Genomic DNA, 13,029 nt, shown 5'->3' on the forward strand with positions numbered 1-13,029 from the left:
CTCGCCACAATTCACCACGGCCAGTCGCGCTGCCAGCGCAGGACTGGCTTCACGCTCATTCCTCTTTGAAGGCCGCAAGCAAGCGCTCACGCAAAGGTTTCATCAGGTAATTCATCAAGGTGCGTTCCCCCGTCACCACCGTGACATCGGCGAGCATGCCGGGGCGCACCAGCAGACCAGCGGCCTGCAGCGAGGCGACGGTGTCGGCGGGAATTTCAACCTTGGCGGAAAAGTACGGCTGGTGCGTCTGTTCATTGATCAACTGGTCCGCCGACACCGTAGTCACAGTGCCGGTGACCGTCGGCGTATCCACCCGTTGCAGGGCAGTGAAATGCACATGCACCGGCAAACCCGGGCGTAGCTTATTGGCCATCAGCGGCTCGAAACGCGCGGTGATCGCCATCGGCGCATCCAGCGGTACCACCTGCATCAGGGTTTGGCCAGCCTGCGCAACGCCCCCGACCGTGTGAATGCTCACGTCCATGACCTGTCCGGATACCGGCGCACGGATCGCGCCGTTGTCGACTTCAAACTGCAAGGCATGAATCTGATCGGCATAACCGGCCGCCTCGGCAGAGACTTCGCTGAGCTGCGTTTCGGCATCGCGGCGAAATTCCTGCTGCGCCTGCAAGGCCTTGAGCCGGCTTTCGCTGATCGCCTGGCGGGTCCTGCCAACATCGCCCACTCCGGAGGAAATCTGTCCAGCCAATTGGGCTGCATTGCGCTCGGCCTCGAGCAGTTTGTTACGCGGAATGTAACCTTCACGGGCAAGATTGCGCAGGCCTTCCAGCTCCTGCTGCTGGAAGTGCATCTGCGCGTCGTAGTTGCGCTTGACGCCCTCGTAGCCGAGCAATTGCTGCTGCAAGGCCGCGGCTTCGTGTTCGATGATCTGCAAACGGCTGCCCAGTTCTGCACGGCGGGTCAGAAACAGCTGGCGCTGTAAGGCCATGGCGGCCTTGACCCGCGGCTCGTCGGCACGCTCCAGCAGTTCAACGGGCCATTGGATCTCGGCTGAACCCAGGCGCTCGGCGATCAACCGCGCCTCGACGCTACGATCATTGAGCAACTTGCCCAAAGTCACGTCCCGTTGCGCCTGCGCCTGCACCGTATTGAGCTGGACCAGCAACTGTCCCTGGGTGACGCGCTCGCCTTCGCTGACCAGCAGCTTTTCTACCACCCCACCGACCAACGACTGCACAGCCTTGCGTTCGCCCGCCACCACCACGGTGCCGCTGCCCACGACACCCTGGTCGAGTGGCGCCAGACAGGCCCAGAGCAGGAAACCGCCCAGTGTCAGGACCAGGAAACCCACACCATAGCGTGCCGCGCCCCCGGCGTCGGTGCTGGCGCGTGGCTGCACTGTGGTGCCGCGCGCACTCAGCCCATGCTCACTGTACGTTTGTGCCTCTGGGGTCAGATCACGCATCTCCGCCAGCCTCCCTGACCGCGGCCGGTCTTGGCCCCGGTCTCAATGCCTTGAGCAACCGATCCCTTGGACCGAATGCATGTTGAGTACCGTCCTTGAGCACCAGGATGTGATCAACCACTGCCAGCACATTCGGCCGGTGGGTAATCAGCACCACGGTGCTGCCAGTAGCCTTGAGCGCATTGATGGCCTGCACCAGCGCCACCTCTCCGGCTTCATCGAGATTGGAGTTGGGTTCATCGAGCACGATCAGCGAAGGGTGCCCATAGAGCGCGCGAGCCAGGCCGAGGCGTTGCTTTTGTCCACCGGACAAGCCAAGCCCTCCGGGGCCCAGCGGCGTATCGTAACCCTTGGGGAATTTGAGGATCATCTCGTGAATGCCGGCGTGACACCCTGCGGCGATGATCTTGTCGGCGTCCTGCTCGCCGAAGCGGGCAATGTTGTCGGCCACACTGCCGTCGAACAGTTCAATGTCCTGCGGCAGGTATCCAAGGTGCGGGCCCAGGGCGTCGTGGGACCATTGACTGATCTCGGCGTCGTCCAGGCGCACCGACCCGCCCATGGCCGGCCATACCCCGACCAGCGCCTTGGCCAGCGTTGATTTACCGCTGGCGCTGGGGCCAACGACGGCGAGCACTTCACCTTTGGTCAGGCTGAAATTGATGCCCCTCAGGATCGGTTGCGAGGCGCCGGGCGGGCCGACATACACCTGATCCAGGCGCAGCGCGCCGGTGGGCGGTGGCAACGGCATGCGCAGGCGCTCGCGCGGTTGCTGAGCAAGCAGTTGGCTCAGGCGCTGGTAACTCTGGCGTCCAGAGTTGAATTGCTTCCACGAACCAATGGCGATTTCCACGGGAGCCAGGGCACGCCCCAGCAGCAGCGACATCGCAATCATCATGCCCGCAGACAATTGGCCTTCCAGTACCAGCAGCGCCCCCAGGCCCAGGGCCAGCGACTGTCCGGAGATGCGCACGAAGCGGGTCGTCGCGGTGATACGCGCGCCGCGGTCGCTGGCATGGGACTGGGCGGCAATGATGCGTTGCTGCAGCAGGCTCCAGCGCTGGCGCAACGGCCCGAGCATGCCCAGAGCCCGGATGACTTCGGCATTTTGTAGCGTGCTGTTTACATAGATCGACGACTGCACGCCCAGGCGATTGGCTTCGTCCAGGCGTGTGCGAGTCGCTAACTCGCCCCACAGCGCCAGGCCGATCAGTACCAGCGCGAGAACCAGCGTCAGCACGCCGAACCAAGGATGAAAGATGAACGCCACCAGCACGAAGATGGGCAACCACGGTGCATCCAGCAAGGCGATCAGGCCCTGGCCGGTGATTAACTGCCGTAGCGTCGCCAGATCGGTGAGCACCTGCGCCGGGTTCGCGTTGTGCTCACGCAGGCTGCGGGCGAAGGCGGCATCGAAAATCCGCTCGCCCAGGGCCTCGTCCAGCCCGGCGCTCATGCGAATCATCACCTCGCCGCGTGCCCACTCGATCAGGGCGCTGAACATGAACAGTCCCAGGGCGATCAAGGTGAGCATGAATAAGGTGGTTTCGTTGCGACTGGTCAGGACCCGGTCGTACACCTGCATCATGTAGAGCGACGGCACCAGCACCAGCAGGTTGATCACACCACTGAACAGCGCCAACGACCAGAACACACGGCGATAGCTTAATAACGCGGCATCAATGTCATGCCGTGGATCGAGAAGCAAACCCATAGAGTGTCGCCCGCAAAAGGAATAGTCGGTCCAAGACGCAATCCATCGCGAGCTTTTTGCCCTCAGGCGTTGGAAAAAAATAGACGTAGTCTGACGTGCCGCTAATCAGAGACGATCCTCGTCGCTAGGCGTGAAATACTGACAACGCAACCTCGGGTTAGTGCGGGCCGGGTTGTTGGGGGTGACGGGCGGGGATGTTGCACAGCGCCACGAGTGAGAAAGCATGGAAGACCGCGACCTCTTCGTTGCAGGGGATCGCAAATCCTTCTGAGACGGGCGGGTAGTAATTGCTGGTTTTATCCAATCTTGAGATTTCTCCCTCCGCCGCGTATTAGTATTTGCACCTGACTGACGCGATCCGGTGCGGCCAATGCGTGAAATCTACAGCGTCTTCAACTCCAATGGAGCCTATGAAACCGCTGCCCATGAGCATGATGAATTCATGATCATGGTGCCGGAGCATGGTTTGTTGCGATTCAAGGACGAACAAAGCGGCCGTTCGACGTCGATAGTTGACCGACAGTTCGTATTGGTCCCACCCCAGTGGAGCCATTCCTCATCGTCAATGACAGTGAGCCAGGGGCACGTTGCGTTCTATGTCGACCCGGATTACATGAGCTATGCCCTGCGTGATCTGTCCGGTGATGCCAATCGTTTGTTGCGAGTACCGACGTTGGGTATCTGGCACGCCTCGGCACCGTTTCATCATCTATTACTGGCGAAAAAGGCCTTCAGTCAACCGGATCGCTACGTGGATCGGCGTCGGCAAATCACCCAGACCGACCACTTGCTGCTCCTGGAATGCCTGGCGATTTCCCTGAGCCAGCCAAGCCTGCAACGTTCTTCGACCGAACGTCATGGTGCGGCATTGGTGCGTGATGTTCAGCGCTATCTGGATGGCAACCTTGAACAGTCTCCGGGATTGGACGAGATCGCTGAAGCCTTTCATGTTTCACGACGCCACCTCACCCGCTTGTTTGCCCAACACACTGGCGAATCCGTGTTGGCCTGCGTTCAGCGCATGCGCCTGGAGCGAGTGAAGAACCTGCTGCAGCACACGCGCATGTCGGTGCTGGAGATTGCCAACAGTGTCGGCTACGAGTCCCCTTCCCACCTGGCCCAGGTTTTCCGACGCGCGCAGGGCTGCTCGCCTGACGAGTTTCGCCGTAACACCAACCGGTAAACCCTCCCGATTATCCATGGCCCGATCTCGCGCATGATGAGGCCCGATCCCGTGCGCCCGGAATTCATCCGCCCTGCATCCTGAGCCCTGATAAAACAACAAGAGGATGGGGCCGTGAGGCAAGAACCCTTTATCAGTTTCGCTGATGTGCAGAAGAGCTTTAAGGTCGATGGGCGCCAGTTTGTGGCCGTGCGCAATGTATCGCTTGAGATCCAGCGTGGCGAAATCATTACGTTGGTCGGCCCGTCCGGGTGCGGCAAATCGACGTTGTTGAACATGACCGCGGGGCTGTTCGGTCCTACCGAAGGTCGGGTTCATTACGACGGCGCCGAAGTCAAAGGCGTCAACACCCGCGTCGGCTACATGACCCAGGCTGACCACTTGCTGCCATGGCGCACAGTCGCCGGCAACATCGCCGTACCGTTGCAGATCCGGCGCCTGGGCAAGCGTGAAATCGACGTGCGCGTCGAGGAACTGTTGGCGCTGGTCGGGCTGACCGGTTTCGGTGCCAGCTACCCGAACCAACTGTCCGGTGGCATGCGAAAACGTGCTGCGATGGCCCGATTGCTGGCCAGCGATCCTGAGACCTTGCTGATGGACGAACCGTTTGGAGCCCTCGACGCGCAGATGCGCCTCACGCTGCAAACCGAACTGTTGCGACTGTGCAAGAAACTGAAAAAAACCGTGCTGTTCGTCACCCACGATGTCGACGAAGCCATCGCCCTCGCCGATCGCTGCGTGGTCTTTGCCGGACGTCCCGGCACCATCGATCACATCCTTGAGGTGTCACTGGCGCAGCCACGCAATCTGGTGCAACTGCGTTCCGATCCGCACTACGTCGAACTCTGCGCCGCCCTTTGGCAGCGCCTGGCCCCAGACATCGCCGGTGCCGCCGATCCTTCCTCGCCGGCTCACTCTCTGGAGGCCCTATGATTCAGGTCTATCGCTTGCTGTTCCTGGTGTTTCTGCTGGTGCTGTGGGAAGGCATTTCCCGTTGGTTCGGCGTCGAGTTTTTCATCAGCCGGCCTTCTGCCGTGGCGGCCAGTTTGTGGAAGATCCTGCTCAACGGCGTGTTTTTCTACCACGCAGGGATTACCACGCTGGAAGCCGTACTCGGATTCTTCTTCGGCTCGGTCGCCGGTCTCGCTGCTGGCCTGCTGTTAGGGCGGGCCAAAGTCCTGGCCGACATCCTCGACCCCTTCCTCACCGCGTTCTACAGCTTGCCGAAGGTCGCTCTCGCGCCATTGTTTATCCTCTGGTTCGGCATCGGCTTGCCGATGAAAGTCATTCTGACCGCGGCAGTGGTGTTCTTCCTGGTGTTCCTCAATACCTACAGCGGTGTGCGCAACGTGTCCCGCGAGCAGTTGACCATCCTGCGCCTGATGGGCGCCCGCGAGCGTGATTTGTTGAGCATGGTGGTCATTCCCTCCGCGTTCACCTGGGTGTTTACCGGGTTGCGCCTGTCGGTGCCGTACGCCCTGATCGGCGCACTGGTGGGTGAAATCATCGCTGCCAATCGCGGGCTCGGCTACTTGCTCTCCGACGCGGCTTCGCAGTTTGACACCGCCGGTGTGTTCGCCGCGCTGGTGGGCATCATTGCCCTGGCGCTGATCCTCAATACCGCGGTCAAGCTGGCCGAACGCCGTTTGATGCCGTGGAAAGCCAACGACGCCGAACGTGAAGTGGCGGTTTGAGCACACCTACGATTTGATTATCCGGAGTTTCATCATGTTCAAACGTCTAGTAACGGCGACCGCGTTCGCCAGCGTATTGCTCTGTGGGTTCGCGACCCAGGCCGCCGAGTTGACCAAGGTCAAACTGGCGTTTCCCAGTGAAGGCTTCTTGTATGTGCCGATCTATGTCGCGCAGAAGCTCGGCTATTTCGCCGAAGAAGGGCTCGACATCGAAGTCATCGTCTTCCAAAAAGGCGGTTCTGCAGCCCTTACCGCTGTGCTCGGACGTGATGCCGACGCCTATGTCGGCCTGCCTGCCGTGGCGATTCGTGCCCGCACCAAGGGCCAGAATGTCCAGGCATTCGCCTCAGTGCAAACCCAGTTCGGCAGCACGGTGGTGATCGATGCGTCATCTGCCAAGAACGCGGGCGTATCCGCGGCGTCACCGCTGACTGCCCGGGCACAAGCCTTGAAAGGATTGAAAATCGGTGTCACCGGTCCCGGCAGCACCACCGATATGCTGGTTCGCTATCTGGCCAAGGACGCAGGCCTGAGTCCGGACAAAGACCTGACCATCATGCCGATTGGCGGCGCGCCGAACATGCTGGCGGCGTTTTCCCAGGGCAGCATCAATGGTTTTTCGCTGTCACCACCGACTATCACCACCGCCGAACAGCAAGGGGGATTTGTGCTGATGGACCTGGCCAAGGGTGAATATCCGCCGCTCAACGGTTTCCTCTTTACAGCGATGATTGCCCGGGAAGACTGGCTGGCCAGTAACACCGACACCGCACGAAAAATGGTGAAGGCCCTGTGGCGCGCCGAGCAACTGATCGCCACCGATCCGGACAAGGCTCGGGAAGCCGTGCGGCCGTACTTCGCTCACACCGCCGCGCCGATTTTCGATTCGGCATGGACAGCGTCACTGCCCTCTTACCCGGCCACGCCAAGGGTCGAGTTGTCGGGCGTCCAGAAGAACATCAGTTTCATGAACGCTGTCGAAGCGGAACCGGTCAGCCTTGATCCGCACACAGTATTTACCAATGCCATCGTCGATGCAGTTGCACCCGTTTTATCGGACGCTCAAGGAGCGCAGAAATGACCCCGCAAGTTCATCTGGTCAATGTATTCCCTGCTGCGGAAAACGGCGGCAACCCGGCACCAACCGTTGCTCGCGCCGACGGTATGAGCGCTGCCGACATGCAGGCAGTGGCCCAGGCTTATGGTCACGAATGCGGCTTCGTCTGTTCGCCACCGGCCGGAACCGACTATGACTTCAGCTTCCGTTTCTGGGTGCCGAACCACGAAATGGAGATGTGTGGACATGCCTCGGTCGGCGCCGTCTGGCTGCTGGACCGACTGGGGATGTTGCCTAAGGATCAACTGTCGATCTGGACCTTGAGTGGACGCGTGGACGCGCGGGTCATGCGCGATGGGGATGGTGGCGTACAGATCGAAATCACCCAGCCCATAGGTCAGGTCGAAACGCTCTCGTCCTCGGACATCGAAGCGGAAATCCTCTCGGTGCTGGGCATCAGCTCCAATGAGTTGGCTCCGCTACCCATCCAGAACGCGGCCACCAGCCGGGTGAAAACCCTGATCCCGCTCAAGAGCGTAGCGGTGCTGGATGGACTGAAACCCGACTTCCGACGGGTTGAGCAATTGTGCGAGCGCATCGGCTCAACCGGTTTGTACCCCTACGCAGCACTGGACCTCGCCACTCGCCAATTCGACGCACGACAGTTTCCAAAATCCTCCGGCTATCCCGAAGATGCGGCCACCGGTATTGCGGCCGCTGCCTTGGCCTTCGGGTTGCTGGAAAACGGCCTGGTGAGTGCTGATGAACGCCCGGTGCGTGTTCGTCAGGGTCGGGCTATGGGCCGCCCTTCGGAGATATCGTTGCGCTTTCGCCGGGATGCTCAGGAGCAGATCCAGGGATTGTGGCTCGGCGGGCCGGTGAGTTTTGCGCAGGTGACCCCATGAGCATTCGAGAGAAACTGAAGCTGTTGGGCCTGCAATTGCCCGATGCCCCTGCCCCCAAGGGTGACTACGTGCCGGTGGTGATCCACAGTGGTGTGGCCTATGTCAGCGGGCAGGTGTGTCGCCTGGCCGACAGTGTAATCAAAGGTCCGGCTCGGGCAGACATGCCTGCAGAAACCTTGATCCTGGCTGCTCGCACCTGTGTGTTGCGCGCTTTGAGTGCGCTGGAACAAGCGACCGGTGATCTGGAATGCGTCGAGCGGATTCTGTTCGTACGCGGATTTGTCTATGCCGAGGACGGTTACCAGGAATACTCAAAAATTCTCGACGAAGCTTCGCGTTTGCTGATCGAGCTGTTTGGTGAGCGCGGGCAACACGCGCGCTCCGCGCTGGGCGTCGCCGGGCTTCCAGGCAGCGGATTGCTGGAATTGGAACTGGTGGCGGCAGTGCGTTAGAGCGCTTTCTCACCAGGCCAATCAATCAACCATGAAAGCTCTCGCGTTGAAGTGGCACATTCCTCAGCGCGACTGCGGCCTGGGAGCCAATGTCGACGCTTGCCTCTTATCCATGGCCCGATTCCGCGCGTGATCAGGCCCGATCCCACGCGCCCAAAAAAATTCCGCCTTGCAAACTTCCCCCTGACAAAACAACAAGAAACAATAGGAAGGTGTTTATGCCAATGCTCCCTCGCCATCCATCGCTCGTTAAGCGCAGCCATCTCCACGTGGTGGTGTGTGTTTCGACACTCGCGCTATCGTTGACCGCCTGGGCGGCCACTCCTGGTCCCACGAAGTCCTACCAACAACCTGCGCTGGAGCCGATTGGCGAAGTGCAGGCCATTTATGACGGCAATCTCAGCGAGGACCTGGCCGTCACTACCTTTCGCAATACTGATCGTTTGTTTCCTGTGCGGGCCATCAAGGCGGGCAGCCACCCTTTCCCGTTACCGCGCAGCGGCACGCCACTCGGCCCGGTTGCCTTTGACTATAAAGGCAAGCGCTACAGTCTCGATGACTACGTTGCGCTGAATCGGGTAACAGGCCTGTTGGTGCTCAAGGACGGTAAAATCGTGACTGAGCGATACGAAAAAGGTAATACCGCCGACACCCGCTGGATGTCGATGTCGGTGGCGAAATCTATCACCTCTACCCTCGTGGGCGCTGCCTTGCAGGACGGCGCCATCAAAAGCCTCGATGACAAAGTCACCCACTATTTACCCGCGCTGGCCGGTAGCGGATACGACCAGGTCACCGTACGTCAAATTCTGTCCATGCGCTCCGGAATCAAATGGAACGAGAAATACACTGATCCAACATCGGACGAACGACAGTTGATCAAGCTGCGAATCGAACAAGTGCCTGGATCGCTCCTCAATTTCATGGCAAGCCTGCCCACCGCTGCACCTCCTGGCACTCGCACCAACTACAGCACCGGTGAAACGCAAGTCTTGGGACAACTGGTCAGCGCCGCCGTGGGCAAGCCACTGACGCAATACCTGAGCGAAAAGATCTGGGTTCCCTATGGCATGCAAACCGATGCCAAATGGTGGCTCGACGGCCCCAATGGCAATGAAGTGGGCGGCAGCGGCATCAGTGCAACCCTTGAAGATTACGGGCGTTTTGGCCAGTTTTTCCTCAGCGGCGGCAAGGCCGGTGCACAGCAAGTGTTGCCTGAAGACTGGATGAGCTTCGCCAGCGCGACCACTGGCACAGATGCGGCCTACGGTGACTTTGCCAACATGTGGTGGCCAGGCTGGACCGATGCATCCAAGGCCGATAAAGCCTTTACTGCTGCAGGCACTTTTGGTCAGTACCTCTACATCAACCCGACCAAAAATGTGGTGATTGTAGTGTGGCAAGCACAGACCAAACCCACCGGTGGTGAGGTTATCGACGACATGGTCGCCTTTGACGCCATCAGCAATACCCTTCAGTAACCGGTTTCTCGGGTTCATGTATAGGCGTTGGAAAAACGCCTATACATGAAGAAGACAGCCAGAATTTGTTCTCTAATGTTGTTCTAGCGTGTCGGCATGGGCGTCCTGATTGACAGGCGCGTGGATCGAGATGCCATACGCAATCAGGCAGCCAACCCCGCAGCTTCCCACCACCAGGCACATGGGCCATGAAGTGCCATCAGCCAGGTGACTGCCCCACAGACTGGCCAGCGCCCCGGTGGCGAATTGCACCGAAATACCCAGGGCGACACTCGCCCCCGCCTGCCTCGGGAACATGCTCATCAGGCTTGCCGTTCAATTGGCTCCGAGCAACCCGGTGACGCCCGTGTACAGCACCATACAAAGTACGATGCTCCACAGCCCGCCCCACTGTGCTTAAGGAAATGGGAGGTATTTAATTTGCGGGTGTCTGGAATGACGCCAGCTCGCTTGTTCAGGGTTTCATAATCTTGATACTTGCGAACGTTGACTCGTCACGCGCCTGATCCAGCAAATTCATCGGCCTTGCCGGCGGAAGTACTTGCAGAGTCGGACTTGCTGCCACTTGCGGTTGCGCCACCAGTCGCTCATCGCTGGGTGGAATGCCGAAACACTCGCGATAGCACTTTGAGAAATGGGGGGTGGACACAAAGCCGCACACCACCGACAACTCTACGATGGAGATCGGCGTTTGCTTGAGCAACTGACGTGCGCGGATCAGGCGCAATTTGAGGTAATACCGCGACGGCGAGGAATGTAGATATTTCTGAAACAACCGCTCGAGCTGTCGACGGGACAAGCCAACATAACTCGCCAGTTCGTCGAGCTCGATCGGCTCTTCCAGATTGGCCTCCATCAAGGCGACGATTTCCTGCAACTTCGGTTGATGGGTGCCGAGCATGTGCTTGAGGGGCACTCGTTGGTGATCCTGCTCGGTGCGGATTCGCTCGTAGACGAACATCTCGGAAATGGCCGCTGACAGTTCATGACCATGATCGCGACTGATCAGGTGCAGCATCATGTCCATTGGCGCGGTTCCACCGGAGCTGGTGAAGCGGTCCCGGTCGAGAGTGAATAAACTGGAGCTGAGGTTCACGCGCGGAAAAGCTTCCTGCATGGCGGCCAGAAATTCCCAGTGCACGCTGCAATCGAACCCGTCGAGCAAGCCTGCCTGGGCCAAGGCCCAACTGCCTGTGCACACGCCCCCGATCCGCTTCGAGCGTCGCGCCTGGGCTCGCAACCAGACAACGTGCTCCCGGGTCACGGCGCTTTGAATGCCGATGCCTCCGCAGACAATCACGGTATCAAGCATCGGTGCGTTATTGATCGATGCATCCGGAGTGATCGGCATGCCGTCGCTTGCCCATACCTGCTCGCCTCCCAAACTGAAAGTGTGCCAGCGATACAGCTCCTGACCGGTCAGCTGGTTGGCCATTCGTAGCGGCTCTACAGCAGAGGCCAGAGAAATCAAAGTGAATTGGTCCAGCAGCAAAAAACCAATGGTTTGGGGAGAAACGGCCCTGGGGGTGTCATATGCCATCGAAGATTATTCTCCCAGTGAGCGGTAATGGCCCGTGGCGCGGGCGGTTTTACCGCCCCACCACTGCTCGCGTACTTATAAGATCGCAAGCAGGTTTACGCTGAAGCGGCTATGCACTTTCCGCCGCCGCCACCCTCTGCGGCTGCCCGTGGTGACGCGTGGTCACAAGGCCGATAAAGGAAATCACCAGCGCCAGGACGATGGTCGAAGAAACCTCCATACGGTGTTCGGGCGTCACCATCATCACCGCCAACGCTGCGCTGATGAAGGCGATGACGAACCAGGTCAGCCAGGGAAACAACCACATCTTGAAGGTCAGCGTGACGTTCTGCCGACGCAGAATCCTGCGCATGCGCAATTGCGACACGGCGATAACCAGGTACACCAGCAACGCAATGGCGCCAGAGCTGGCGAGCAGAAACTGGAATAAACCGGCGGGCATGAAGTAGCTGAACAAGGTCACCCCGGCACCCAGCACGGTGCTGGCGATTACCGCAGCCCTCGGCACACCCGCCGACGACGTCACCTTCAATGGTTTCGGTGCATCACCGCGCTTACCCAGCGAAAACAACATGCGCGAGGAAATATAGATCGACGAGTTCATGCAGCTGGCCACGGCAATCAACACCACCACATCCACCAGCAACTTGGCATGGGGAATGTTCATCAGCTCCAGTGCCCGCTGGTAAGAGCCGACAGACGCCAGCAACGGATCATTCCAGGGCACCACGGAAATGACCACGAAAATGGACAGCAAGTAGAACACCCCGATCCGCCAGATCACCGAGCGTGTGGCTTTGGCGATGTTCTGAGCAGGGTTGCTGGATTCGGCGGCCGCAATGGTCACCGCTTCCGTACCGATGAAGCTGAACATGATGGTGATGAATGCGCCGACGACCGCTGACAAACCGTTGGGCGCAAACCCGCCATATTCGTCCATGAGTCGACTCAACCCGCTGGCTTCCCGCTCGGGAATCCACCCCATCAGCACCGCAAAACCAAGGCCGATAAACCCGATGATCGCCACGACCTTGGCCATCGCAAACCAGAATTCGAACTCGCCGTATTTGGACACGCTGAAGAGATTGGTCACGACCAGCAGGATGATCGACAGCAAGGCAAACAACCAGGTATCGATCTGTGGGAACCATTGGTTCAATACATGCCCGGCCGCGAGCGCCTCGATGGGGATCACCAGCACCCAGAACCACCAATACAGCCAGCCGATGGTGAAGCCCGCCCAACGCCCGATTGCCTGGTCTGCATAGGTGGAAAAGGATCCGGTGTCCGGGTTGGCAACCGCCATTTCGCCCAGCATGCGCATGACCAGAACGACTAAAAGGCCGGAGAACAGATACGCCAGCAATACCGCCGGACCGGCGGCAGCGATGGCATGTCCCGACCCGACAAACAAACCTGCTCCGATAATCCCCGCGATGGAAAGCATAGTGACGTGGCGCGGCTTGAAACCCTGTGCCAACTGACCGTTCGAATCTTTAGAGTTCAGGCTATTCATTGTTTTTTTTGTTCTCTGGTGATCGACGTTAGAGCGTGCTGACTGAGGGTCAGGCGATCAT

12 protein-coding genes are annotated in these 13,029 nt (G+C 59.4%); 7 read left to right on the plus strand and 5 right to left on the minus strand.

Annotated features, from left to right (window positions below; translation table 11 throughout):
* Positions 1-55: 55 nt before the first annotated feature.
* Complete coding sequence (locus ACM6IO_RS24265; protein WP_414912376.1) at positions 56-1,426, minus strand: HlyD family type I secretion periplasmic adaptor subunit; 1,371 nt, start codon at positions 1,424-1,426, stop codon at positions 56-58.
* A complete protein-coding gene (locus ACM6IO_RS24270; protein ID WP_223451440.1) occupies positions 1,419-3,140 on the minus strand; it encodes a type I secretion system permease/ATPase in 1,722 nt (573 codons plus the stop codon). The genes ACM6IO_RS24265 and ACM6IO_RS24270 overlap by 8 nt, the downstream gene beginning before the upstream one ends.
* Before the next feature lie 370 nt (positions 3,141-3,510).
* Here ACM6IO_RS24270 and ACM6IO_RS24275 point away from each other — a divergent pair, with 370 nt between their 5' ends.
* From ACM6IO_RS24275 to ACM6IO_RS24305, 7 genes are all read left to right on the plus strand, one after another.
* Positions 3,511-4,323, plus strand: a complete 813-nt coding sequence (locus ACM6IO_RS24275; RefSeq protein WP_008041536.1) for an AraC family transcriptional regulator — start codon at positions 3,511-3,513, stop codon at positions 4,321-4,323.
* Between the two features lie 114 nt (positions 4,324-4,437).
* Entirely contained in the window at positions 4,438-5,256 is an 819-nt protein-coding gene (locus ACM6IO_RS24280) for an ABC transporter ATP-binding protein (RefSeq protein WP_414912377.1), read from the plus strand.
* A complete protein-coding gene (locus ACM6IO_RS24285; protein ID WP_008041534.1) occupies positions 5,253-6,017 on the plus strand; it encodes an ABC transporter permease in 765 nt (254 codons plus the stop codon). The genes ACM6IO_RS24280 and ACM6IO_RS24285 overlap by 4 nt, the downstream gene beginning before the upstream one ends.
* Positions 6,018-6,051: 34 nt before the next feature.
* A complete protein-coding gene (locus ACM6IO_RS24290; protein WP_414912378.1) occupies positions 6,052-7,098 on the plus strand; it encodes an ABC transporter substrate-binding protein in 1,047 nt (348 codons plus the stop codon).
* Entirely contained in the window at positions 7,095-7,979 is an 885-nt protein-coding gene (locus ACM6IO_RS24295; RefSeq protein ID WP_414912379.1) for a PhzF family phenazine biosynthesis protein, read from the plus strand. The genes ACM6IO_RS24290 and ACM6IO_RS24295 overlap by 4 nt, the downstream gene beginning before the upstream one ends.
* The gene (locus tag ACM6IO_RS24300; protein ID WP_414912380.1) at positions 7,976-8,431 is read left to right on the plus strand and encodes a RidA family protein; all 456 of its coding nucleotides are present in this window, start codon (positions 7,976-7,978) and stop codon (positions 8,429-8,431) included. Before ACM6IO_RS24295 ends, ACM6IO_RS24300 begins: the two co-directional genes overlap by 4 nt.
* 218 nt (positions 8,432-8,649) lie before the next feature.
* On the plus strand, positions 8,650-9,912 hold the full coding sequence (locus tag ACM6IO_RS24305; RefSeq protein ID WP_414912381.1) for a serine hydrolase domain-containing protein: 1,263 nt from the start codon (positions 8,650-8,652) through the stop codon (positions 9,910-9,912).
* A gap of 72 nt (positions 9,913-9,984) precedes the next feature.
* On the opposite strand, the gene ACM6IO_RS24310 is transcribed toward ACM6IO_RS24305, so the two are convergent.
* The 3 genes from ACM6IO_RS24310 to gabP form a co-directional block, all read right to left on the minus strand.
* Positions 9,985-10,215, minus strand: a complete 231-nt coding sequence (locus ACM6IO_RS24310; protein ID WP_414912382.1) for a hypothetical protein — start codon at positions 10,213-10,215, stop codon at positions 9,985-9,987.
* Between the two features lie 151 nt (positions 10,216-10,366).
* Positions 10,367-11,452 (minus strand): GlxA family transcriptional regulator, encoded by a 1,086-nt coding sequence (locus ACM6IO_RS24315; protein WP_414912383.1) that lies wholly within the window; start codon positions 11,450-11,452, stop codon positions 10,367-10,369.
* 109 nt (positions 11,453-11,561) lie between these two features.
* The gene (gene gabP, locus ACM6IO_RS24320) at positions 11,562-12,968 is read right to left on the minus strand and encodes a GABA permease (protein WP_192227185.1); all 1,407 of its coding nucleotides are present in this window, start codon (positions 12,966-12,968) and stop codon (positions 11,562-11,564) included.
* Positions 12,969-13,029: the final 61 nt, after the last annotated feature.

Source organism: Pseudomonas sp. IT-P44 (assembly GCF_949768225.1).
Classification (GTDB): domain Bacteria; phylum Pseudomonadota; class Gammaproteobacteria; order Pseudomonadales; family Pseudomonadaceae; genus Aquipseudomonas; species Aquipseudomonas migulae.

Bases quoted from the DNA above. Each gene is read 5' to 3' on its own strand.
- ACM6IO_RS24300 (WP_414912380.1), top strand. From the start codon at position 7,976: ATGAGCATTCGAGAGAAACTGAAGCTGTTGGGCCTGCAATTGCCCGAT.
- ACM6IO_RS24310 (WP_414912382.1), bottom strand. From the start codon at position 10,215: ATGAGCATGTTCCCGAGGCAGGCGGGGGCGAGTGTCGCCCTGGGTATT.
- ACM6IO_RS24295 (WP_414912379.1), top strand. From the start codon at position 7,095: ATGACCCCGCAAGTTCATCTGGTCAATGTATTCCCTGCTGCGGAAAAC.
- ACM6IO_RS24290 (WP_414912378.1), top strand. From the start codon at position 6,052: ATGTTCAAACGTCTAGTAACGGCGACCGCGTTCGCCAGCGTATTGCTC.
- ACM6IO_RS24265 (WP_414912376.1), bottom strand. From the start codon at position 1,426: ATGCGTGATCTGACCCCAGAGGCACAAACGTACAGTGAGCATGGGCTG.
- ACM6IO_RS24270 (WP_223451440.1), bottom strand. From the start codon at position 3,140: ATGGGTTTGCTTCTCGATCCACGGCATGACATTGATGCCGCGTTATTA.
- ACM6IO_RS24285 (WP_008041534.1), top strand. From the start codon at position 5,253: ATGATTCAGGTCTATCGCTTGCTGTTCCTGGTGTTTCTGCTGGTGCTG.
- ACM6IO_RS24315 (WP_414912383.1), bottom strand. From the start codon at position 11,452: ATGGCATATGACACCCCCAGGGCCGTTTCTCCCCAAACCATTGGTTTT.
- ACM6IO_RS24305 (WP_414912381.1), top strand. From the start codon at position 8,650: ATGCCAATGCTCCCTCGCCATCCATCGCTCGTTAAGCGCAGCCATCTC.
- ACM6IO_RS24275 (WP_008041536.1), top strand. From the start codon at position 3,511: ATGCGTGAAATCTACAGCGTCTTCAACTCCAATGGAGCCTATGAAACC.
- gabP (WP_192227185.1), bottom strand. From the start codon at position 12,968: ATGAATAGCCTGAACTCTAAAGATTCGAACGGTCAGTTGGCACAGGGT.